This is a genomic window from Sorangium sp. So ce296 (assembly GCF_051529605.1).
In the GTDB taxonomy this organism is placed as follows: Bacteria; Myxococcota_A; Polyangia; order Polyangiales; family Polyangiaceae; genus Sorangium; species Sorangium cellulosum_D.
Genome location: NZ_CP150325.1, coordinates 8241289 through 8263506, shown reverse-complemented (window position 1 = coordinate 8263506; position 22218 = coordinate 8241289). Strand labels below are relative to the sequence as shown.

Below are 22218 nucleotides of genomic sequence, written 5' to 3'. Positions count from 1 at the left end.
GACGCCGCGCCGCGTCCCGGGGGACGTGTCACGCTCTGTCCCGTGACATGTCCTGGTCCTACCGTGACATGTCACGCTGGCGGACCCCGGGCTCGACGAGCCGACCGCGGCGCAGCGGCGCCCGGGCGGGCGCGCCGCAGACAGCCGATTCCGCCATCGGTAAGGTCGGATTCATCCGGCGGCAACCTGACGCGAGACTTGCTGGTATCATGTCTCGCTTGGATGATGCGCTGATTCGGGAGCGCGCTTTCTGTCGCACGTCGACGGGTCATGGCCCGAGAGCATCGACCGCGACCGGGGCGAGTCCGCGCTTCGCCTGTCCTTCGTCGATGGCGCGCCCAACATCGTGCTCGAGGCACCCCTACTTTGGTACAGCGCGGGGACGTGGCCGACCGCTCACCCCGGACAGGCCGCGTCGCACCCCTTTCCGCCGCAGTCCACGCCGAGCTCGTCGCCGTTCTCCACGCCGTCCTTGCAGCTCGGCTCCTCGCACGCGCCGGCCCAGCAGACGCCGCTCGCGCAGTCATCTCCCGACGTGCAGCCGCCGCCGTCCGGGCAGCGGCGGGGGCATGAACCGCTGCAGTCCACGCCGGTCTCGTCGCCGTTCTTCACGCCGTCGTCGCACGTCGGCGCCTTGCAATGCGCCATCGTGCAAACCCCTGATTGACAGTCCGTCCCGGCGTCGCATGGATCCCCGTCCCTGCACGGCGCGCAATCCCCACCACAGTCCTGAGCGGTCTCTCCGCGCCCGGCGTCGAACACCATGTTGACGCAGTGGGGCGGGACGCAGAACACCCCGTCACACGCCAACCCTGCAGCGCAGTGCAGCGTAGGATCGTCGTGGAGGCACTCGACGCACCGCCCCTCATGGCACCGCCCCGAGCCGGAGATCGGGCAGATCACCCCGTCGAGCAGCGCGTTGAGCGGCCGATCATAGTCGCAGAGATCGTTCGTGCACTGGTTGCCGTCGTTGTACACGTCGTACGCCGGCACGCTGACCACGCGCCCCTCCTCCGTGCACTCGTCCTGCTTGCAGTCGCCGCGGAGCTGCGAGGCGAGCCGGCCCGGCTTGATGTCGAGCTCGCATTTCCCCTCGACGCAGCGCCCCGCGCCGCACCGCGGGTCCGGCGGACCGGGGCACTCCGCGTCGGTCTCGCATTGCGCCGACGGGTCGATCACGCCCGAGCACTCCGCCGTCCCCTCCGCGCACTCGTCGCAGGGCCGGCACATCAGAAAGCAGCCCGGCTCCTCCTCGCCGCGCGCGCAGCACACCACCTTGCCCGGCTCGGCGCACGTGCAGCGCTCGTTGATGCACACCGTCCCCGGCGCGCTCTGCCCCTCGGACAGGCAGTCGTCCGTGGTCGCGCAGTCGCCCCCCACGTAAGGCTCGTCACCACACGCAAAAGAAAGCGCCATACCCGTGACAAATAAAATTCCCCCGATACAAAGCTTGACAGAGCTCATCGTGTGTCCAGTCCTCCGGCACAAGGCTGGGCAGCCGGCAGCCCCGGCGGCCCCAATCCGCCGGGAGAGTCGTTGGCCTGATCCTCGAATGGGCTCACTATGCCGCGCTCGGCGCGCGGCCGTCACGCAAGTTTTCGCCAGTGAGCGGCGCGCGGACGCCGCCGTCCGATCACGCGCGGGTCAGGCCAGGATCGATGTCGATTTCGTGGTTAGAAGACGCCGCTGACCGTAAAGCCATCCGCGGACACCCGCACATCGGCCTGAGCGCGCGGGTAGAACGTGTATCCGAGCGTGACCGCCAGGACCGCGCCACCGGTGATGAGTCCGGCCACCCCGAGCTGCCGGAAGGTGCGCATCTCGCCGTGGGCGGCGGCGGCCTGCTGGCACATCGGCCAGCGCACGCGGAAGCAGCCGTTCGGCCCCGCGGCGCGGGCGGCGGCGAGGACCGCCTCCTCGCGCTTCTCGGCGCCAATGAGCAGCACGCCGCCGGCCGCCGCGAGGGTGGCCGACAGGCCGATGCCGCCCGTGACGAGGGTGCCGTCGGGCCTCGGCCGCGCCGGCGGAGGCGGCGGGGGGCTCGTCAGCGTCGCGCGCGGGCCTTCGGCAGGCGGCGGTTCGGCCGGCGACGGGGGGAAGGTGAGGCTCACCTCCCGCGTCTCGCCGCGCGGGACGTCGACCTCGGTTGAGGCCGTCTTGCCGTCCAGCGCCGCGCGCACGACGCGGCGCCCGGGCTCGACGGGGATGGGCGCGTCGCCCTCGATCTCGGCCGGCGCGCCGTCGATGGTGACCGTCGCGCCCGCGGGCGCGAGGATGCGGAGCTCGCCGGCGAGCTGGCGCGCGCGGGCGAGGTCGACGAGCCGCGACTCGTAGAGCGCGCGCTCGTCGGGGGTCCGCGGCGCGCGCATGATCTCCTTGCAGAGCGACAGCCAGCGCACGGCGGCCGGCATGTCGCCGATCCGGAACGACAGCGCGCCGATGTTGCAGGCCGCCACCTGGGAGCGCTCGAGCTTCCACACGGCCATCCACAGCTCGCGCGCGTCGGCGAGCCGCCCCTCGTCGACCGCGGTGTGCGCCTGCGCCACGAGCCGATCGCGGGCGCCGGACGGCGGCGCGGCCATGGCGCCCGCCGAGGCGGAGAGGAGCGCGGCGCCGAGCGCCGACGCGACGGCACGACGGATGTTCCTGTGCATGGAGATGGGCCTCCTCGGCCCTGGCTCGGGCTCGCGCGGGCGCCGCGGAGCCGGCCGCCAGGGATGCGGAGGCTCACGTACCAGAAGGATGGCAGCCGTGAAAGCGCGGCCCCACGGACGGGGATCAACCCCCACCGGAACCGGTACTGCAGGGGTGGGAGTGGCGGTCGACCCTCCCGAGAGGTGGCCTTGCACCTGATCGAGGGGGGGGTTCGACCCCCTTCACGCCTGGCCCGGCATCTGGTCGCGTGGAGGTCGACCCCCGCGGGACCTGGCCAGCAAGACCCACGCAGGCCGCGCCAAGCACGGGTGGTGACCTACTTCGAACATGGAAGGCGGGAAGAGAAGATCAAGGATCTTCCCGCCTTCATGTGAATCGCTCCGGGGCCATTGAGGCCACCACCCAACGACGAACTTCCCCTCGGCTGTGGACATGCTCGCGCCGCTGGTTGCGCCCGGAACAGCCCGACGGCCCGAGTTGTCGGATCGCCCGGGCGCCGTGAGCAGAGGCGATCTCCCCCGATGCCCTCGACGCCCCGGTGATTCTCCTCTTCCGAGGGCGATCCCCTGTGCGCGCAACGCCGGGGTTCGGCGCGGAGGCGGGCTCCGGATGGAATGGACCGGCACTTGCCGCCTCTCCCGGCGCGTGAGCCGCGCGCCCACGGGCGGAGGCCAGGCGGCGGCCGGACATCGCCGGCGGCCAATGCACCGCACGCGCGGCAGGAGAGGCGCGCGTGAGAACGTCCATGAATGTCGTGATGACGCTGTGTGTGGCCGCGGCGCTCCCTGCGGCAGGCGGCTGCGCGCGTGGCGCCGGCCTGGACGACGAGGGCCGCTCCATCGAGCCTTCGGCCCCACCCCCCGGCGCCGCGACGCAGCGGCGCGACGGCCGCGGTTGGACGATCACCCAGACGGCCGACTTCAACGCCGACAGGATGGCGGATGTGGTCTGGTACGACGCCGAACGAAACCGGATCGCCGTGTGGTTGATGAACGGAAGCGACCTCCTGGCGCCCGGACCGTTCATCCCGGGGCCCGGCGGCGACGGCTGGATCGTCTGGGCGAACGATTTCGACGCCGACGAAATGGCGGACCTGCTCTGGTCCCACGACGAGCGGAACCTGATGGCGGTCTGGCTGATGGACGGCAGCCGCCTGCGCGCGCCCGGACCGTCCATTCCGGGGCCGATCGGCGATGGCTGGATGGCCCTGCCCGGCGATTTCAACTTCGATCGAATGTCGGATGTGCTCTGGATCGATGCCGAGCACAACCGGATGGCGGTCTGGCCGATGAACGTTACCCAGCCGCTCGCGGCGGCGCCCCCGATCCCGGGGCCGATCGGCGGCTTCGCCTTCGGCTTTCCGATCGACGTCGATTTCGATGGAATGGCGGATGTGGTCTGGAACGATATCGAGCGGAACCTGCTGCGGGTCTGGCTGATGCACGGAAGTCAACCGCTCGTGGAAGGACCGGCGATCCCCGGGCCGATCGGCGACGGCTGGGTCGCCGGCGGCGTGGGCGACTTCAACGCCGACGGCATGCTCGACGTACTCTGGAGCAACCGAGAGAGAGGGCTGATTGCCGTCTGGATGCTGGAGGGGACCCAGCTGCTCGCGGCGGGACCCGTGATCCCGGGGCCGATCGGCGACGGCTGGGAAGCGCGCGCCGCCGGCGACGTCAACCTGGATCGGATGGCGGATGTGATCTGGCAGAGGGCCGGGACGGGCGAGATGGCCGTGTGGCTGATGGACGGGAGCCGCGTCCTCGCGCCGGGACCGGTGATCCCGGGCCCTTACGGCGGCGGCTGATCGGCCGCCGCCGGTCGTCGCGACGCGCCCTCACGATCCGGCGCGCAAAAACGCCGCCTTGATCCGCTTCTTCCCCCACCCCGAGAACTTCACCGTCGCGATCGGATCCGCCCCCGGGTCCACGCTCTCCACCACGCCCGGCCCGAACCGCTCGTGGAACACCCGCATCCCGCGCCGCAGCGCCACCCCCTCGCCGCCCTCGCCCCCCGCGTCGACCGCCTCCCGCTCGACGTACCGCTCGCCCGGCGCCCGCTCGACGCGGTCCACCCCGCGCGCCGCCGGCGCCCTCGCCGCCTCGCCGTCCCGGGCGAACCGCGACCACGCGAGCCGCTCCTCGGGCTGCGCCGCGGGCCTGCGGCCCTCCCACGAGCCCCGGCCCTCCCACGCGCGCTCCCCGGAGCCGCCGAACCTCCCCCCGGACGCCGCGTACCCGCCGCCCCCGACGTCGACCCGCCGCTGCGCCATCATGGACGTCGGCGTCGCCATCGGGCGCACCGACGCCGGCGGGAGATCCGCGAGGAACCGGCTCGGCAGGCAGTAACGCGTCTGGCCGAAGATCGCCCGCCGCGCCGCGTGCGTGATCCAGAGCCGCTCCCGCGCCCGCGTGATCGCGACGTACGCGAGCCGGCGCTCCTCCTCGATGTCGCCCTTGCGGTTCGGATCCTGGCTCCGGAACGGGAACAGGTCCTCCTCCATGCCGGTCAGGAACACCGCGTGGAACTCCAGCCCCTTCGCCGCGTGGATCGTCATCATCGCGACCTTCGGCATGTCCACGAGCGCGTCGACGTCCGACACCAGGCTCACCCGCTCGAGGTAGCCCTCGAGCGTCGCTTCCTCGCCGGCGGCGATCGCCTCCTGCTCGTAGTCCACGATCGACTGCACGAGCTCGCGCAGGTTCTGGAGCCGCGCCTCGGACTCGACGCTGTCGTCCTGCTCGAGCATCCGCGCGTAGCCCGACCGCGCGAGCACCTCCTCCGCGAGCGCGCTCGGCGACGCGCCCCTCGCCTCGGTCATGAGCCCCTGGATCAGATCGCGGAAGCCGAGCAGGCTGCGCTTCGCCGCCGTGGCGAGCGGCTCGAGCTTGGCCCCCGGCATCGCCGACGGCGGCACCCGCCCCTCGATGATCGGATCGATCGCCTCGAAGAGCGACACGCCGAGCAGATCCGCCGCCTGGATGAGCTTGTCCACCGTGCTCTGGCCGATCTTGCGCGCCGGCACGTTGATGATGCGGTTGAGATCCACGTCGCTGCGGGGGTTGGCCACGACGCGCAGGTACGAGAGCAGGTTCTTCACCTCCGCCCGCTCGAAGAAGCGCGTGCCGCCGATGATCTGGTACGGGATGCGCGCCTCGCGCAGCACCTCCTCGAGCACGCGCGACTGCGCGTGGATCCGGTAGAACACCGCGATCTCGTTCGGCGACACCCCCTGCGCGATGAGCTCCTTGACGCACTCGACCACCCACGCGGCCTCGTCGTGCTCGCTGTCGGCCGCGACCACGTCGATCTGCGGGCCGTCCGCGTTCGCCGTCCAGAGCTCCTTCGGCTCGCGGTCCGACGCATGGCGGATCACGCCGAGCGCGCCGCGCACGACGTGCCCGACCGAGCGGTAGTTCTGCTCGAGCTTCACCACCGTCGCGTGCGGGAAATCGCGCCGGAAGCCGCGGACGATGCGCACGTCCGCGCCGCGCCAGCGGTAGATGCTCTGGTCGTCGTCGCCGACCACGCAGAGGTTGTCGTGGGCCTTGCAGAACGCCCGGACGAGCCGGTACTGCACCTGGTTCACGTCCTGGAACTCGTCGACGAGCACGTGGCGGAAGCGCGCCCGGAGATCCTCGCCGGCCAGGCTCGTCGGGTCCTCCGCGATGCGGAGCACGGAGAGCAAGAGGTCGTCGAAGTCCACCGCGTTCGCCGCCTTGAGGTGCCGCTCGTACGCCTCGAAGCACCGCGCGATCGCGTCGTCGAAATAGCCGTTCCGCTCGAACTCGCCGGGCCCCCGCCCCTCCTGCTTCTCGGCGTGGATGCGCGACAGCACCTGGCGCGGCGGGTAGCGCCGCTCGTCGAGGTTGAGCTCCTTCAGCACGCGGTTCATGACGGCGCGCTGGTCGTCGTCGTCGTAGATGACGAAGTTCTTCTCGAGCCCGGCCGCTTCGTGGTGCCGGCGCAGGAGGCGCGCGCACACGGCGTGGAACGTGCCGACCCAGAGGTCCTTCACGATGTCGGGCCCGATGAGCCCCTCCAGCCGGCGCTTCATCTCGGTCGCCGCCTTGTTCGTGAACGTCACCGCGAGGATCCGGTAGGGCGGGACACGGTGCGTCACGATGAGGTTCGCGATGCGGTACACGATGACGCGCGTCTTGCCGCTCCCCGCGCCCGCGAAGATGAGCAGCGGCCCCGCCGCGTGGCGGGCCGCCTGCGCCTGCGGCTCGTTCAGCTCCTCGTGGGGGAGGCCAGGCTCGGGCGGCGGAAAGGGGTCGGCGTCGGGTGCGGCAATACGATCCACACGGGGTCGCTAGCACGACCATCGCGCGAGCGGGAGCCCGGCCAGGCCCCTGGACCACCGCGCCGCTGCCCCGTTTTTTCCGCCGCAAAAAAGGCGCGCTCGCCGTAATCTGCCCCGCGCGTGCGCCGCCGACAGGGCACAGGAACGACGCGGCCCGGACGAGCGGCCCAGGAGAGATCATGCGCATCGCGCTCACGCACAACCTGAAGATCACGGGGTCCGCCGAGGAAGCGGAGTTCGACAGCCCGGAGACGATCGCCGCCATCGCCGGCGCGCTCGAGCGGGCCGGGCACGAGGTGGAGCGGATCGAGGTCAGCGGGCCGGCCTCCCGGGTCCTGGCGCGGCTCGAGGCGCTCCAGCCGGACCTCATCTTCAACACGGCCGAGGGCCACAAGGGCAAGACGCGCGAGGCGTTCTACCCGTCGCTCTTCGACGAGCTCGGCATCCCGTACACCGGCTCCGACGCGTACACGCTGAACGTCGCGCTCGACAAGTCGCTCACCAAGCGCGTCCTCGCGAGCTACGGCGTCACGACCCCGCGCGCCCGCCTCGTCAACCGGACCACCCTGGAGAGCGGCGCCCTCGACGACGTGAGCTTCCCGGTCATCGTGAAGCCGAACTTCGAGGGCTCCTCGAAGGGGATCCACCGGGAGTGGAGCGTCTGCGAGGACGCGCACCACCTCGCCGAGGTGGTCGAGCGGCAGCTCGCGCGCTTCGAGGCGGGGCTGCTCGTCGAGCACTACATCGCCGGCATCGACGTCGCGTGCGCCTTCGTCGACGGCCTCAAGGAGGCGAGCGGCGCGCGGCCGAGCGCCGCGGGCGTCCCCGAGGGGGTCCTCACGCCCATCGAGTTCGTGATCGATCCCCAGGTGGCGGGCAGGCACAACGTGTACGACTTCAACCTGAAGCACGCGAAGCCCGAGCACGTCACGCGCCGGCCCGCGCAGCTGCCCCCGGCGACGATCGAGCGCATCCGATCGCTCACCGCGCGCATCGTGCGCGCCCTCGACCTCAAGGACCACGCGCGCTGCGAGTTCCGGGTCACGCCGTCGTCGGCGCGCGGCCTGGAGCACGACGTGCACTTCCTCGAGGTCGACGGGCTGCCCACGCTCCAGCCGGGCGCCAGCGTCTTCGTGGCCGCGGCGCAGCGCGGCGTCGACTTCGACGGCGTGATCCGGGCCATCGTGAGGAGCGCCTGCAAGCGGCGCGGGCTGCTGCCGCTCCTGGAGAGCACCCCGCCGCGCCGGGCGAAGCGGACCTCGCTCCGCGTCGGCTTCACCTACAACATGAAGCGGAGCGACACGGCCGCGACCGACGGGGGCCCCGGCAAGGGGGGCGGGAGCGCCGCGAACGACTCCGAGGCCGAGTTCGACTCGCCGCGCACCATCCAGGCGATCGCGAGCGCCATCGAGAGCTACGGCCACACCGTGGTCCCGCTCGAGGCGACCCCGGATCTGCCGCGCGCGCTCGGCGCCTCCGGGGTCGACGTCGTCTTCAACATCGCCGAGGGGCTCCGCGGCCGCGGCCGGGAGGCGCAGGTCCCGGCGCTCTGCGAGCTGCTCGGCATCCCGTACAGCGGCTCGGACGCGACAACGCTCTCGCTGGCCCTCGACAAGGGGCTCACGAAGCAGATCCTGCGGGCCGCCGGCATCGAGACGGCCGAGTGGCAGGTGGTCACGACCGGGCGCGAGAAGCTGAAGCCGTTCCGCTACCCGGTGATCGTGAAGCCCAACGCCGAGGGGACCTCGAAGGGGATCACCTCCGCGTCCGTGGTCAAGGACGAGGCCGCCGCGCGCGCCGCGGCGAAGCAGCTGGTCGATCGCTACCACCAGCCGGCGCTCATCGAGGAGTACATCACGGGGCGCGAGTTCACCGTAGGCCTGCTCGGGGAGCGGCGGCCGAAGGTGCTGCCGCCGATGGAGGTCGTCTTCGTCGACCCGCCCTCGTACCCCGTCTACGGCTACGACGAGAAGCAGTCGGACACGCCGCGGGTGCGCTTCGAGTGCCCCGCGCAGCTCACGCCGTCCGAGCTCCGCCGCATCGAGAAGGTCGTGCGCGACACGTTCGCGGCCCTCGCCTGCCGCGACGTGGCCCGGGTCGACCTGCGCATGGCCAAGGACGGCCGGGTGTACGTCATCGAGATCAACCCGCTGCCCGGCCTGACCCCCGACTTCAGCGATCTCTGCGTGATCGCGAAGGTGGCGGGGATGGATTACCGCATGCTCATCGGCGAGATCATGGCCGGCTGCCTCAAGCGCTACCGGGACGCCCGCGCCTCGACGCCGCAGTCCGCGGGCGCCGCGGCGCCGCAGGCCGCGGGCGCCCTCGCCGCGGCGCCGCAAGCCGCGGGCGCCGCGGCGCCGCAGGTCGCGCCGGCCTCGCAGGCCGCGCCGGCCTCGCAGCCTGCGCCGGCCCCGCAGCCCGCGTCGGCCTCGCAGCCCGCGTCGGCCTCGCAGCCCGCGCCGGCCTCGCAGCCCGCGCCGGCGCCGCAGCCCGCGCCGGCCTCGCAGCCCGCGTTCGGCCCTGCGCTCGCCGGGCCGGCGCCGCTCGCGGCGGAGCCCGCGCCACCGTCGTCCGCGGCCTCGGTCATGGAGCGCGAGGTCGCCGGCCCGTGAGCGCGCCCTCGATCTCGATCAGGCGCCCTCGGCTGCGCGATCTCGGCGTCGCGATCGGCCGCTTTCCCACCGGTCCCGAGAACGCGATCACGGACGTCGCCGGCGTCCGGGTCCACCACGTGACCAAGGTCGAGGGCGGCGGCGAGCTCCTCCCCGGCATCGGCCCGGTGCGCACGGGCGTCACCGCGGTCATGCCCGCCGACGGCGACATCTTCCTGGATCGGGTCTTCTCCGCCAGCTACGTGCTGAACGGCGCCGGCGAGGTGACCGGCCTCGCGCAGATCAACGAGTGGGGCCTCTGCGAGACGCCGATCCTGCTCTGCAGCACGCTCTGCGTCGGCCGCGTCCTCGACGCGACCGTCGCGTGGCTCTCGCAGCGCCATCCGAAGATCGGCAAGGAGTACGACGTCGTGATCCCGGTCGTCGCCGAGTGCGACGACAGCTACCTCAACGACGCGGTGGGGCGGCACGTGACGCAGGCCGACGTCGACGAGGCGCTCTCCAACGTTCGCGGCGGTCCGGTGGCCGAGGGGTGCGTCGGCGCCGGCACGGGCATGCAGACCTTCCATTTCGCGGGCGGGATCGGCACCTCCAGCCGCTCGGTCCCGGTCGGCGGGGTCGACTCGATGGTGGGCGCGCTCGTGCTCTCGAACTTCGGCGATCGCGAGCTGCTCCGGGTCGATGGCGTCCCGGTGGGCCGGCTCATCAGCGATCGCTTCACGCACGTCCCGCGGCGGGGCCCTGCCGGCTCCATCATCGTGCTCGTGGCCACGGACGCCCCGCTCATCCACCGCCAGCTCGCGCGCCTCGCGCGTCGCGCCGCGCTCGCGATCGGCCGGACGGGCGGGTACGCGGCCAACAACTCGGGGGAGATCGTCCTCGCGTGGAGCACCGCGAACCGGGTGCCTCGCGTCGCCACCGAGCAATGGAGCGCCCCGCGGTCGAGCCGCTCGCTCAGCGTTCACCCCCTCGCGCCCGGGCGGCACATGGCCGAGCTGGTCCTCGACACCGAGATCGACGGCCTCTACGAGGCCACCGTCGACGTGGTGGAGGAGGCGATCCTCAACGCCATGTGCGCGGGCGTGGACATGACCGGCCACAGCGGTCACCACGCGCCCGCGTTGCCGCTCGACGCCGTGGCCGAGGTGCTCGCGCGCTACCGGCCGCCGCACCCCTGCGACCCTCCCCCCCTGCGCTAGCGCGGCGCTCCCTGCGCCGCGCTATTCAGGGTCGCCGTGGAGCAGCCACTCGTGCGCGGCGTCCTCGTCCCAGAAGCGCCGGAGGACCTTGTCCGTGCCGCTCTCGCGCGCGACGCGGTTGAGCTGGAGCGCGACGATGTCGCTCTCGATGATCTCGGCCACGCGCATCACCCCGAGCTCCAGCCCGAACTCCTGGACCGCGCGGATCTTCTCCGCCACTTCCGGGGACATCGGCCGGAAGCCCCGCACATCGGCCTTGATCTTGATCTCCCGCCCCTGGAGGCCCTCGCACGCCTTCCTCAGCTCGCTGACGAAGTTCTCCATCTCTTCGAGGCGGACGCGCCCCTCGAGGACGAAATCCACGATGGAGTGGATCCGGTCGACTTTGATCTCGAACACGTTGGGGGACCTCCTGCCGGTTCCCGAAGGGGCGGGATGGGGCCGCGTAATCATACTCCGGATCGCGCTGGGCGAGCCCCGGGATCGCGCCGCGCGCGCGGCGGCGATGCTGGCGGTCGGCCGTGGGGAGAACGCCGGGAGCGCGGACGGCGCCGCTCCGGCGCGGCGCGGACGGCGTGGTTTTCCTGGAAAGGCGCCGCGCGCCGCACGCCGCGCGCCGCGCCGGAGGGCCTGGAAGGCCCGCGGCGCGGGGCTCACGCGCGGCGCGCCGTGCGGGGCTCACGCGCGGCGCGCCGTGCGGGGCTCACGCGCGGCGGGAGCGCGCCGGGCGCCGCGCCTCCCGGGCGCCGGGCCCCGCCGCGCGCGGCGGCTCACGCCGCGCGCGCCTCGCCGGCGGGCGACTTGCCCCGCCCACGCCGCGCGGCGACCGCCTGCTCGTAGATGGCCGGGTACCGCGAGAGCAGCGTGGGCCACTGCCGCTCCTTGAGGATCCACTCCCGCGCGTTCTTGCCGACCCGATCGAGGCGCTCCGGATCCTTGAGCGCCTCGACGCAGCGCCGCGTGAGGTCGGCGCTGTCGCCCGCCTTGAAGACGAACCCGGTCTCGCCGTAGCGCACGAGCTCCCCCATCGCCGGCACGTCGCTGACCATCACCGGCCGGGCCATGGACATCGCCTCGAGCGGCTTCAGCGGCGTCGTGAGCGCGGTCGTCCGGGTCCGGATGCGCGGATACACGAGCAGGCTCGCCATCGCGTAGATGTTGAACACCTCGTCGTGCGGCACCCGCCCCGTGAACGTCACCTTGGACTCCACGCCTCTCTCGCGGGCGAACGCCTTGAGCTCCATCTCCTGGCCGCCGGCCCCCGTGATCACGACGTGCGCGTCCGGGATCTCCCGCGCGATGTCGCCGATCGCCGCGATGAGCGTCTGGAGCCCCTCGTACGGCTGGAACGTGCCGACATACCCGATGAGCCTCTTCCCGGCGAGCCCGAAGCGCTCCCAGGCGCCGGGCGGGGCCTCCCGCGGCGCGAACTTGTCCGAGTCGACGCCGTTGCCGACCACGTAGAGCGCGTCCGTGCTGCGCACCCGCGGCGCGACGGCGTTCTTCAGGCTCTCGCAGATCGTCACCGTCGCGTCGGCGTACTTGTAGACCACCGTCTCGAGGCCGGCCGCGATCTTGTAGGGCACCGAGTCCTCGGCGAACTTGCCCCGGTCGACGGAGGCGTTCTCCCAGAGGTCGCGCACCTCGTAGACGAGCGGCAGCCCGAAGCGGCGCGCCGCCGCGAGCGCCGGCAGCCCGACCAGCATCGGCGAGTGCGCGTGCACGACGTCGGGCTGGAACTCCCGAATCGCGTCCTCGACGCGCGCCTCGAGCGCCCGCACGAGCGAGAGCTCCCGGACGAGCGGCAGCTTCTTGCCCGAAGGCTCGCGCGTCCGCCAGTAGGAGATGCCGCCGATCTCCTCCTTCAGCGTGTCCCCGGACCCCTGCTGCGCCGACGTCACCACCGCCGGACGCATCCCGTGCTCGGCCTGATGCTTGACGATGTAGTCGCTGCGGATCGTGTACCCCGCAATCACCGGCAGCGACGTATGAAGAACATGAAGCACGCGCACGAACCACCACCCTTCTTTATGATGATGCGCCGCGCAGCCTACCCGACGCCGCCGCGACCGTCACGAGGCTCGTCCACGCCGAGGCGCGCCGCGCGCCTCGGCGAGCGCGGCGCGCCGTGCTCCTCGGCGAGCGCGGCGCGCCGCGCTCGATGCGGACGCACGACCTCGACGTCGCCGCCTCGCCCGGCGCCACCCCGCGCGCGAGGTGGCGATGGACGACCCGCCGCGGCCTCGCTGCGATCGCCGCGCGCCGGCCCGCGCGAGGCGACAACCCCGAGAGCCTAGCTCTCGCCTGCCCCGTTGCGGTACGCTCCGCCGCCCCATGACCCTCAAAATCGCGATCGTCGGCTGCGGCAAGATCGCCGACGGCCACATAGAAGAGATCCAGAAGATGCCGGAGCGGGCTCGGGTCGTCGCCGTATGCGACCTGGAGCTCCTGATGGCCGAGCAGATCGCGGTGCGCTACGGCATCCCGAGCCACTACGACTCGTTCGACCGGATGCTCGACGTCGAGAAGCCCGACGTCGTCCACATCACCACCCCTCCGCAGTCGCACCTGTTCCTCGCGCGGCGCGCCATCGAGGCCGGCGCCCACGTCTACGTGGAGAAGCCGATTGCGCTGAACCTCTCGGACGTGCGGCGCCTCATCGATCTCTGTACCGCCGCCGGGAAGAAGATGACCGTCGGCTGGGAGTACAACTTCGATCCGCCGGCCATCGAGATGCGGCGGCTCATCGGCGACGGCGTGCTCGGCGACCCCGTCCACGTGGAGAGCTGCTTCGGCTACAACCTCTCCGGCCCCTTCGGCGCGGCGCTCCTCGGCGACGGCTCGCACTGGGTCCATCGCCTCCCGGGCAAGCTGTTTCACAACAACATCGATCACCTGCTGAACAAGATCGTCGAGTTCGTGGACGACGAACAGCCGAAGGTGACCGCCACGGCCTACGCGCTCCGGGAGAAGCGGTTTGGCGACGCCCGCGACGACATGCTCGACGAGCTCCGCGTCACGGTGCAGGGCGCGCGCGTCAGCGCCTACGGGACCTTCTCGTCGCACGCGCGGCCGCCCGGGCACTTCCTCCGCGTCTACGGCACGAAGAACACGCTCCACGTCGACTACACGAGCCGCACGGTCACGCTCGACGCGTCGCCGAAGCTCCCGAGCGCCATCGGGCGCGTCGTCCCCGCCTTCGATCAGGCCCTCTCGTACCTGCGCGAAGGGGGCAAGAACGTGGCGCGGTTCGCCCGCAGCGACTTCCACTTCTTCTCGGGGATGAACCGCCTGTTCGGGCTCTTCTACGACAGCATCACGCGGGGCGCCGAGCTGCCCATCTCGTACCGGGACATGATCCGGGTCGCGTGGATGATGGATGAGATCTTCCGGCAGGTCCCGCAGGAGAAGGCGCGCACATGAAAGTCCTTGTCACCGGCTCGAACGGCTTCCTTGGGTCGGCCCTCGTCGACCGGCTGCTCGCCCACGGCGAGACCGACCTCCGCTGCCTCGTCCGCCCCGCGAGCAACCGCGCGCGGCTCGAGGAGATCGAGCAGCGCCGCGGCGTCCCCCTCGAGGTCGTCGTGGGCTCCCTCGCCACGAAGGAGGCCGCCGAGCGCGCGGTCGAGGGCATCGACGTCGTCTACCACGTCGCCGCGGCCATGGGCGGCGCGCCCGCCGACATGTTCCTGAACACCGTGGTCGCCTCGAAGAACCTGCTCGAGGCGCTGGTCCACACCGGGAGGTCGCCGCGCGTCGTCCTCATCAGCTCCTTCGGCGTCTACGGCGTGGCCGACCTCCCGCGGGGGTACATCGTCGACGAGAACACGCCCCTCGAGGCGAAGCCCGCGCAGCGGGATCTCTACTCGCAGGCGAAGCTCCGGCAGGAGAAGCTCTTCTGGGAGTACCAGGCGCGCTACGGCTTCCCGCTCACGGTGCTCCGCCCCGGCGTCATCTACGGCCCGGGCGGCAACGCCTTCTCCAGCCGCGTCGGGATGAGCCTGTTCGGCGTGTTCCTGCACCTCGGCGGCAGCAACATCCTGCCGCTCACGTACGTCGACAACTGCGCCGAGGCGATCGCCGTCGCCGGCCGGAGCGAGGTCGCGAAGGGGCAGGTCTACAACGTCCACGACGACGACCTGCCCACGGCCGACGTCTACCTCGCCCGCTACAAGCGCGAGGTGAAGCCGATCCGCTCGCTCAAGGTGCCGTATTTCGCCCTCGCCGGGATATCGAAGCTCGTCGAGCGCTACCACGCCTACTCGAAGGGGCAGCTGCCGGCGATCTTCACGCCCTACAAGGCCGCGACCTCGTGGAAGGGGAACCGGTTCGACAACACGAAGCTGAAGGCGCTCGGCTGGAAGCAGCTCGTCTCCACGGAGGAGGGCCTGCAGCGGACGTTCGCCTATCTCCGGGAACGCGCGACATGACGCGTCGGCGGTCGCTTGCGTCGTGCGCGCCCCTCGCGCCGCTCGCGCCGGTCACGCTAGCGCTCGGCCTCGCGGGCCTCTCCGCCGGCTGCGACCGGCGGATGACCCCGGGGCCCCCCGCGGTCCACAGCGGCGCGGACCCGCAGACGCAAGCCGCCGCCGCGGCCGTGCAGGCGGCAGCGCCGGGCGTCGCGGCGCCGCGCTTCGAGGCGCCGCCGGCCCCGCCCGCCGCGCCGGTCACGGGGCACCCGCGGCTCTGGGTGCGCGCGGCCGACCTGCCGAAGCTCCGGGCGCGCGCCACGCCGGCGAACCCGATGTTCAAGGAGCTCGCCGCCGTCGCCGCCGAGGCCGCGGCCGCGATGGACAAGGGCAGCATCCCCTCCGAGGGCGACTGCGAGTTCAGCCGCGTCTACTGCGAGGCGCACGCCGAGCTCTTCGCCTTCATGTCGCTCGTCTCGAGCGACGAGGCGGCCCGCAACGACTACGCCGCCCGCGCGCGGAAGATCCTCCTCTACATCGTCGACCGCGTGAACAAGGGGGATCCGAAGGATCCCTTCAACCACCCCAAGTTCTCGACCGGCGACCGCGCCCGCTGGGCCGGCGAGTCGTTCGGCCTCACGGTCGACTGGATCTACGGGTACCTCTCGCCCCAGGACAGGGCGGCGATACGGCCCGTCTTCCTGCGCTGGGCGGAGGCCCAGCTGACCTCGTCGACGACGAGCCACGACCACCCCGAGCCGGCGGGCAAGCTGAACGACCCGGCCCTGCTGAAGGAGCCGCGGAAGCGCAGGTACGCCGTGAACAACTACTTCACGTCGCACATGCGCAACCTCGCGCTGATGTCGCTCGCGTTCGACGAGGCCGACGATCCGCCGGCCCCGAACCACAAGGGCACCTACCCGCGGCTCAGGGACTACTTCGCCAACGTCACCGGGGCGTGGCTCTACATGACCGACAGCGTCCTCCGGAACGACGCGCGGGGCGGCACGCCGCCGGAGGGCTTCCAGTACGGCCCCGCGACGCTCGCCTACGTGACCCAGACGCTGCTCGCCATCCAGACGGCCGGCGAGGCCGACCCGGCGAAGTGGGGCCCGCAGGTGCACCTCGACGGCAACCCCTTCTGGCACGAGTTCATCCCGGCCCACCTCCACAGCCTGAGCCCCGCCGCGCCGGCGGGGCGGATCGGGCCGACCCACGAGGCCGCGTGGACGGGCGACGGCCAGCGCTACGAGTACACCGATCACATCGATCCGTTCGCGGCGCTCGGCCTCCACGCCCAGAACAGCGGCAACGCCGAGCGCCTCAACGCGCTGCGCTGGATGGCCGTCCACGCGGGCCCGGGCGGCGCCGCCGGCCTCGCGCGGCGCGCCCGCTCGCAGCTCGGCCAGGTCCACAAGCGCCACTCGATCCTGTACTTCCTGCTGATCGACCCGGCGGTCACCCCGACCGATCCGCGCCCCTCCGTCCCGCTCACGCACTACGGCCCCGGCATGGGCCAGGTGTTCGCGAGGACGAGCTGGGGCCCCGAGGCGGCGTGGTTCCAGTTCCAGCTCGGCTGGGAGCACATCGACCACCAGCACGGCGACGGCCTGAGCTTCGGCTTCTACCGCGGCGGCGAGTGGCTCACGAAGGAGCGCGTCGGCTACGGCGCCTTCTTCGGCAACTCCGAGCAGCACAACACCCTCGCCGTCGAGAACGACAGGAACCGCCGCTACGACGACCCGAACCGCGGCGGCCTGTGGCAGCGCGGGTCCCAGTGGCCGCTCGTGCACACGCACGATCCCCGGGTGCTCGCGAAGAGCTTCGCGCAGGACTACGTCTACGTCCTCGGCGACGCGACCGCGCTCTACAACTCCGACTACGAGGACATCCACGACGTCACGCACGTCAGCCGCTCGCTCGTGTGGCTCAAGCCGGACCACCTCGTCATCTACGATCGCGCCGCGACGGGCAAGGCGGGGCGGTTCAAGCGGTTCTTCCTGCAGACGCCGAGCGCCGCGCAGATCGCGGGGAAGCTCGCGACCGTCACGACGCCCAAGGGGCAGAAGCTCTTCGTGACCGCGCTGCTGCCGGAGAGCGCCGTCCTCGTGGCCGAGCCGTACAAGCCGACCGGCACGTGGGACACCAAGCCGGCCGAGTTCGAGCCGATGCTCGCGACCCTGAGGACCGAGCCGCCGGCGCCAATGCCGAAGGACGCGCGCTTCCTCCACGTGATCGAGGGGGCCGCCGCGGGCGCCGCGGCGCAGCCGGCGACGCTCGTGCGCACGAAGCAGGGCACGCCGTACGCGGGCGCGGCGGTGAAGGGCACCCTGATCCTGTTCCCGGTCGCGCTGGGCGCCGTGTCCCAGGTGCAGTTCACCTCGCTGCCCGGCGTCACGAGGCACCTCGTCACGGGGCTCACCCCCGGCGCCTCGTACGACGTGATCAGGAAGCCGGCGAGCGGCGGGGACGAGATCACGATCCGCCCCGGCTCCGGCGCCAGCGCCGTCAAAGCCGACGAGGGCGGTGTCCTCGCGCTCTGAGCCGGCGGCTTGTCCTCGGCGCGCCGCGCTGCGATAATTTAGCTTCCCTGCCCACGTCCTCCACGGAGATGCCATGAGCAAGAAGCACCTCGTGTCCGCCGGCGCATTCCTCGTCGCGCTGGGCGCCCTGTTCATCCCCATCGAGGGCAAGGCCCCCGCCGCCACCGGCCCTATTGCGAAGGCCGGCTCGCTCGACCTGTCGGGCTTCTCGAGCGCCCCGCCCGGCGCCCCGCTGGATCTGCTGTTCATCCACCACTCCGTCGGCGGCCAGCTGCTCGCGGACCCGGGCCCCGAGAAGGAGAAGGCGTCGTGCGTCTACGAGACGCACCCGAACGGCGGCGGCCTCAAGAAGCGGCTCATCGAGCAGGGCTACCGCGTCCACGAGGCCTCCTACGGCAGCGCGATCGGCGAGGACACCGACCTCTTCCACTGGGCGCCCAAGTTCCGCGACAGGATGGACAGCGTGCTCCGGGTCGCGCTCAACGACCAGAAGCACCCGGACGGCGTGGTCAACCGGATCGTCGTCTTCAAGTCCTGTTATCCGAACAACCGCTTCGTCGGCGAGGGCGCCGCCCCCGGCAACCCGGCCGGCCCGGAGCTGACCGTCTGGAACGCGAAGGCCACGCTCTCGTCGCTCCTGCCCGAGCTCGCGAAGCGCAAGGACACGCTGTTCGTCTACATGACCGCCCCGGCCAACATCCTCAAGCGCTCGAAGGAGCCCGCCTGGAAGTGGACCGCGAAGAAGATCCTCGGCAAGCCGTCGGAGGCCGAGGTCGCGCAGCGCCAGGCCGACCTCGCCCGCTCGTTCAACAACTGGGTCAAGTCGCCCGAAGGCTGGCTCAGCGGTTATCCCGAGAAGAACGTCGTCGTCTTCGACTACTACGACGTGCTCACGAACAAGGGCGAGTCCAACTTCTCGCAGCACGGCTCGGAGGGGAACACCGACAACCACCCCTCGCGCGAGGGCAACGAGAGGGCCGCGGACGAGTTCGTGCCGTTCCTGAACCAGGCCGTGCGCCGCATGGGCCTCACCACGTAGCGTCGCGCGCGCGGCGACGGCGATCGCTCCGGGAGGCGCCGGCGCAAGCCGCTTGACGCGGGCCGCGATCCTCCGGAACGTCCCCCTCCACCCGAACCGCGTCTTCGCTGAGGACCCTCGTCATGCTCGCGCTCCCCGGGGTCATCCTTCTCATCATCTTCATCTACGGCAGGCCCCAGGAGTGGGACGAGCGCTTCGAGAGCCTGCCGTTCCTGTACCTCTGGCTCGCCCTCGCCTTCATGGGCATGGGCCTCGACCTCGCCCTGGGCAAGGTCAGGCTGAAGGCGACCCCGCAGCTGCGCTGGGCGATCGTCGTCTACTTCTGGTGCGTGCTCACGCTCGGCCTGCGGAACCCCGCCGAGTTCTCCGAGGGCTTCGTCTCGATCAGCGTGACGTTCGTCCTCTTCTTCCTGATCGGGCACAGCCCCGAGGGCTTCAAGGGCTTCCAGAAGCTCGCCGGCACGGTGCTCATCATGGGCCTCTTCGTGGCGGGCGTCGCGGTGCACCAGGGGTTCTCGTCGTTCCAGTGCCTCGCGATGACGCAGACCATCGGCGGCTCGCGCGGCGAGGCCGGCATCCCCGACGGCCGGCCCTGCGAGATGCGCGTGGACTGCCGCGAGGGCCCCGGCGCCGATCCCGAGGCCGAGTACCTGTGCGAGCGCGTCGGCCTCTTCAAGACGTCGACGATCAACGGCCGAGTGCGCTGGCGCGGCGTGCTCCAGGATCCGAACGAGCTCGCGCTCACGTCGGGCATCGTCCTGCCGTTCAGCTTCGCCCTGTTCGAGCAGAAGCGCTCGTTCACGCGCGCGCTCCTGGTCCTCGCCTCGCTCCTCGTGATCGCGACCGCGATCATCCTCACGCAGTCGCGCGGCGGCCAGCTCGTCTTCGCGACGGTGCTGGGCGTCTACTTCGTCAAGAAGTACGGCGTCCGCGGCGCGATCTTCGGCGCGGTCTTCGCGGCGCCGCTCATGCTCTTCGGCGGCCGCGGCGGCGGCGAGGCGGACGAGTCGGCGAACGAGCGCACGGAGATCCTGGCCGAGGGCCTGCTCATCTACCGGGCGTTCCCGCTGATGGGCGCGGGCTTCCGCCAGTTCACGGAGCACCACTGGCTCACCGCGCACAACGCGTACCTCCTCGCGCTCTCGGAGCTCGGTCCGCTCGGGATGTTCGCGTGGACGGCGATGATCTACCTCACGCTGAAGATCTCGCTGGTCGCGCTCAAGCGGTACGAGCACGGCGCCCAGTTCGCGACGATCCGCGCCTGGGCCATGGCGGTCATGGCCGGGTTCTGCGGGATGATGGTCGGGATCTTCTTCCTCTCGTTCACCTACCACTACGTGCTCTGGATCTACTTCGGCCTCGCGGGGGCGCTGTACTCCGCCATCCGGAGCGTCGATCCGAACTTCTCGATCCGGCTCGAGAAGCGCGATGTCTACCGGCTCATCCTGGCCGACCTCGCCATCGTGCTGGTGATCTTCGTGCTCAGCAAGCGAGCGTAGCGCCGCCCGCCGGCGATCCCGCCGGGGATCGCTGGCGCGCGGCGCTGGGGCGGCCGCGCCGGGCGCGGCGCCGGCTCAGCGCCCGAGGCCGAGGACCATCACGAGCGGCGTCTTCAGGATGATCGAGAGCTCCATCGACAGGAACGTCGAGAGCTTCTCGAGCGACGCGGCGTACGCGAGGTCGAACAGCAGCTTCATCCGCATGTCGTCGGCCTCGGCCCCCTCCGCCTCCTCGAGGCCGAACGGGTTCGTCAGCGTCGCCTCGAACGCGGCGACCTCGCTCTCCGCCGGGGCGCGGCCGGTGTAGCCCAGCGACACCTGCGCGAGCCCCGTGATGCCCGGCTTGATGTCGCGCATCCGCTCCTCGAAGAACGGGATGGCGAGCGCCAGGTTGACGAGCAGCTCCGGCCGCTCGGGGCGCGGCCCCACGATGCTCATGTCGCCCATGAGCACGCTCCAGAACTGCGGGATCTCGTCGAGGCGCGTCTTGCGCAGGAAGCGCCCGACGCGCGTGATGCGCGGGTCGTCCTGCTGCGCGAGCACGGGCCCGGTCATCTTCTCGGCATCCACGCGCATGGAACGGAACTTGCGCATATGGAATTCGACGAACCGCGGGTAGCTCACGCCATCCCGCACTTCCGTGCCGATCAGCATGCCCGCGCGGCGCTGCATGTAGAAGATCGGCCCGGGCGACTCGAGGTAGATGGCCGCGCCGATGATCGGGTAGAGCGGGAGGGTCAGCGTGAGACCCACGAGCGAGCCCGCGATGTCGATCGCACGTTTCGCTACACGAACGCCAGGTGTCACTGTTTACCTTGTGGCTCCCATAGTCGAGAACGTGGTAGGGTACAAGCTCGGATGGAGGTTTGGGCGTGATCCGACTCCGCGTACCAGGTTCGTTGACCTATCGCCACCTCGCCCTCCGCGTGGTGGCGGCCGCATGCAAGATGGCCGCGCCTGGGAGGGTCGAAGGCGGATCGCCCGGCCTGACCCAGGAAGACTTCGAGGACCAGACAGTCTCGGCGTTCGGGGAGGCGTTCAACAACATCGCGATTCATGGATACCGGGCTGGCCCGCCCGGCGACGTGGACATCGAGATCGAGTCCGACGCGGACGGCATCATCATCCGCCTGATGGACACGGGATGCAGCTTCGACCCCGCGGCCATCGACAACCCTCCCATCGACGACCTCCCCGAGTCCGGCATGGGGCTCTTCATCATCAAGTCGTTCATGGATGAGGTCGATTACTGTCCCGGCAGCCCGAATGTCCTCCGCCTCGTGAAGCGGCGGGAGGGCAGCTCGTGCGTCGCCGGCGACGGCAGTGAAGGCAGTAGCGAACAAGAGCATTCCGATGCCGATTTCGCCGAGGCGACGGGGCATCGGACGAGCAGTTTCCGAATGCGGAGCGTCTCCCGCTTGGGCGCAGCCCGCGCCGCTGGGGGAATCAAAATCCAATGAGCTATACGCGGACCGATAACGGCAATGAGACGGTTGTGCAGTTCGAGGGGACCCTCGACGCGGTGACCGCACCGGAGTTCAGGACGTTGGTGGACGAGCTGGTGGCCGAGAACCGGCAGAACATCACGCTCGAGCTCTCGTCCCTCCGGCTGATCGACAGCTCCGGCGTCGGCGTCATCGTCTCGCTGTTCAAGCGGGTACGAGCCAACGGCGGCCAGGTGCGCATCGTGGGCCTCCGGGATCAGCCGCGCGCCATCTTCCGCCTGCTGCGCCTCGATCGGGTGTTCCCCACGTGACGCTCCGGGGCGGCGCGCTCGCCGCCGGCCCCGCGGCAGCGGCCGGTGCCGCGCGCGGGGCGGGGGCGCGCGGGGGCGCGCGGGGACGGGGACGCGCGGGGACGGGGACGCGCGGGCACGAGGGCGCGCGGGGACGGGAGCGCGCCGCGCGCCGTGATCCTGGCCACGCCGCCTCACGCGTGCGCCGGGGGCGTGAT

16 protein-coding genes are annotated in these 22218 nt (G+C 71.4%); 10 read left to right on the top strand and 6 right to left on the bottom strand.

The features are described 5' to 3' along the window. Positions 1-396: 396 nt before the first annotated feature. Together WME98_RS30505 and WME98_RS30500 are read right to left on the bottom strand one after the other, a co-directional pair. Positions 397-1380 (bottom strand): hypothetical protein, encoded by a 984-nt coding sequence (locus WME98_RS30505; RefSeq protein ID WP_437945232.1) that lies wholly within the window; start codon positions 1378-1380, stop codon positions 397-399. 293 nt (positions 1381-1673) lie between these two features. Further along, positions 1674-2654 carry a hypothetical protein gene (locus WME98_RS30500; protein WP_437945231.1) on the bottom strand — a complete coding sequence of 327 codons (981 nt, stop codon included), beginning with the start codon at positions 2652-2654 and terminating at the stop codon, positions 1674-1676. Between the two features lie 770 nt (positions 2655-3424). Here WME98_RS30500 and WME98_RS30495 point away from each other — a divergent pair. Then, positions 3425-4462, top strand: a complete 1038-nt coding sequence (locus tag WME98_RS30495) for an FG-GAP repeat domain-containing protein (RefSeq protein WP_437945230.1) — start codon at positions 3425-3427, stop codon at positions 4460-4462. Positions 4463-4492: 30 nt separating this feature from the next. Here WME98_RS30495 and WME98_RS30490 read toward each other — a convergent pair whose 3' ends face one another. After that, positions 4493-6961 (bottom strand): ATP-dependent helicase, encoded by a 2469-nt coding sequence (locus WME98_RS30490; protein WP_437945229.1) that lies wholly within the window; start codon positions 6959-6961, stop codon positions 4493-4495. 179 nt (positions 6962-7140) lie between these two features. Between WME98_RS30490 and WME98_RS30485 the strand changes: the two genes are divergently transcribed. Beyond that, positions 7141-9576: a D-alanine--D-alanine ligase family protein gene (locus WME98_RS30485; protein ID WP_437945228.1), complete on the top strand. Its 2436-nt coding sequence runs from the start codon at positions 7141-7143 to the stop codon at positions 9574-9576. After that, on the top strand, positions 9573-10775 hold the full coding sequence (locus WME98_RS30480) for a P1 family peptidase (RefSeq protein WP_437945227.1): 1203 nt from the start codon (positions 9573-9575) through the stop codon (positions 10773-10775). Before WME98_RS30485 ends, WME98_RS30480 begins: the two co-directional genes overlap by 4 nt. Positions 10776-10796: 21 nt before the next feature. Here the strand turns inward: WME98_RS30480 and WME98_RS30475 are convergent, their stop codons facing one another. Next, entirely contained in the window at positions 10797-11174 is a 378-nt protein-coding gene (locus tag WME98_RS30475; RefSeq protein ID WP_020733235.1) for an STAS/SEC14 domain-containing protein, read from the bottom strand. Positions 11175-11545: 371 nt separating this feature from the next. After that, a complete protein-coding gene (locus WME98_RS30470; protein ID WP_437945226.1) occupies positions 11546-12781 on the bottom strand; it encodes a glycosyltransferase in 1236 nt (411 codons plus the stop codon). 328 nt (positions 12782-13109) lie between these two features. On the opposite strand from WME98_RS30470, the gene WME98_RS30465 reads away from it, so the two are divergent. From WME98_RS30465 to WME98_RS30445, 5 genes are all read left to right on the top strand, one after another. After that, a complete protein-coding gene (locus WME98_RS30465) occupies positions 13110-14198 on the top strand; it encodes a Gfo/Idh/MocA family protein (protein ID WP_437945225.1) in 1089 nt (362 codons plus the stop codon). Continuing rightward, complete coding sequence (locus WME98_RS30460; RefSeq protein ID WP_437945224.1) at positions 14195-15205, top strand: NAD-dependent epimerase/dehydratase family protein; 1011 nt, start codon at positions 14195-14197, stop codon at positions 15203-15205. Before WME98_RS30465 ends, WME98_RS30460 begins: the two co-directional genes overlap by 4 nt. Further along, the gene (locus WME98_RS30455) at positions 15202-17727 is read left to right on the top strand and encodes a hypothetical protein (RefSeq protein ID WP_437945223.1); all 2526 of its coding nucleotides are present in this window, start codon (positions 15202-15204) and stop codon (positions 17725-17727) included. Before WME98_RS30460 ends, WME98_RS30455 begins: the two co-directional genes overlap by 4 nt. A 73-nt stretch (positions 17728-17800) precedes the next feature. Further along, positions 17801-18766 (top strand): hypothetical protein, encoded by a 966-nt coding sequence (locus tag WME98_RS30450; RefSeq protein ID WP_437336313.1) that lies wholly within the window; start codon positions 17801-17803, stop codon positions 18764-18766. A 122-nt stretch (positions 18767-18888) separates the two neighbouring features. Continuing rightward, entirely contained in the window at positions 18889-20265 is a 1377-nt protein-coding gene (locus tag WME98_RS30445; protein WP_437945222.1) for an O-antigen ligase family protein, read from the top strand. A gap of 75 nt (positions 20266-20340) precedes the next feature. Here the strand turns inward: WME98_RS30445 and WME98_RS30440 are convergent, their stop codons facing one another. Further along, a complete protein-coding gene (locus tag WME98_RS30440) occupies positions 20341-21018 on the bottom strand; it encodes a sugar transferase (RefSeq protein WP_020733227.1) in 678 nt (225 codons plus the stop codon). A gap of 146 nt (positions 21019-21164) precedes the next feature. On the opposite strand from WME98_RS30440, the gene WME98_RS30435 reads away from it, so the two are divergent. Together WME98_RS30435 and WME98_RS30430 are read left to right on the top strand one after the other, a co-directional pair. Then, positions 21165-21725: an ATP-binding protein gene (locus WME98_RS30435; protein WP_020733226.1), complete on the top strand. Its 561-nt coding sequence runs from the start codon at positions 21165-21167 to the stop codon at positions 21723-21725. Further along, a complete protein-coding gene (locus tag WME98_RS30430) occupies positions 21722-22021 on the top strand; it encodes an STAS domain-containing protein (protein ID WP_044985570.1) in 300 nt (99 codons plus the stop codon). Before WME98_RS30435 ends, WME98_RS30430 begins: the two co-directional genes overlap by 4 nt. The last annotated feature ends 197 nt before the right edge of the window (positions 22022-22218 follow it).

What these genes read in the sequence shown, in the direction of transcription:
- WME98_RS30500 (WP_437945231.1), bottom strand. Translation starts at nt 2,654, where the DNA reads ATGCACAGGAACATCCGTCGTGCCGTCGCGTCGGCGCTCGGCGCCGCG.
- WME98_RS30485 (WP_437945228.1), top strand. Translation starts at nt 7,141, where the DNA reads ATGCGCATCGCGCTCACGCACAACCTGAAGATCACGGGGTCCGCCGAG.
- WME98_RS30465 (WP_437945225.1), top strand. Translation starts at nt 13,110, where the DNA reads ATGACCCTCAAAATCGCGATCGTCGGCTGCGGCAAGATCGCCGACGGC.
- WME98_RS30460 (WP_437945224.1), top strand. Translation starts at nt 14,195, where the DNA reads ATGAAAGTCCTTGTCACCGGCTCGAACGGCTTCCTTGGGTCGGCCCTC.
- WME98_RS30455 (WP_437945223.1), top strand. Translation starts at nt 15,202, where the DNA reads ATGACGCGTCGGCGGTCGCTTGCGTCGTGCGCGCCCCTCGCGCCGCTC.
- WME98_RS30450 (WP_437336313.1), top strand. Translation starts at nt 17,801, where the DNA reads ATGAGCAAGAAGCACCTCGTGTCCGCCGGCGCATTCCTCGTCGCGCTG.
- WME98_RS30445 (WP_437945222.1), top strand. Translation starts at nt 18,889, where the DNA reads ATGCTCGCGCTCCCCGGGGTCATCCTTCTCATCATCTTCATCTACGGC.
- WME98_RS30430 (WP_044985570.1), top strand. Translation starts at nt 21,722, where the DNA reads ATGAGCTATACGCGGACCGATAACGGCAATGAGACGGTTGTGCAGTTC.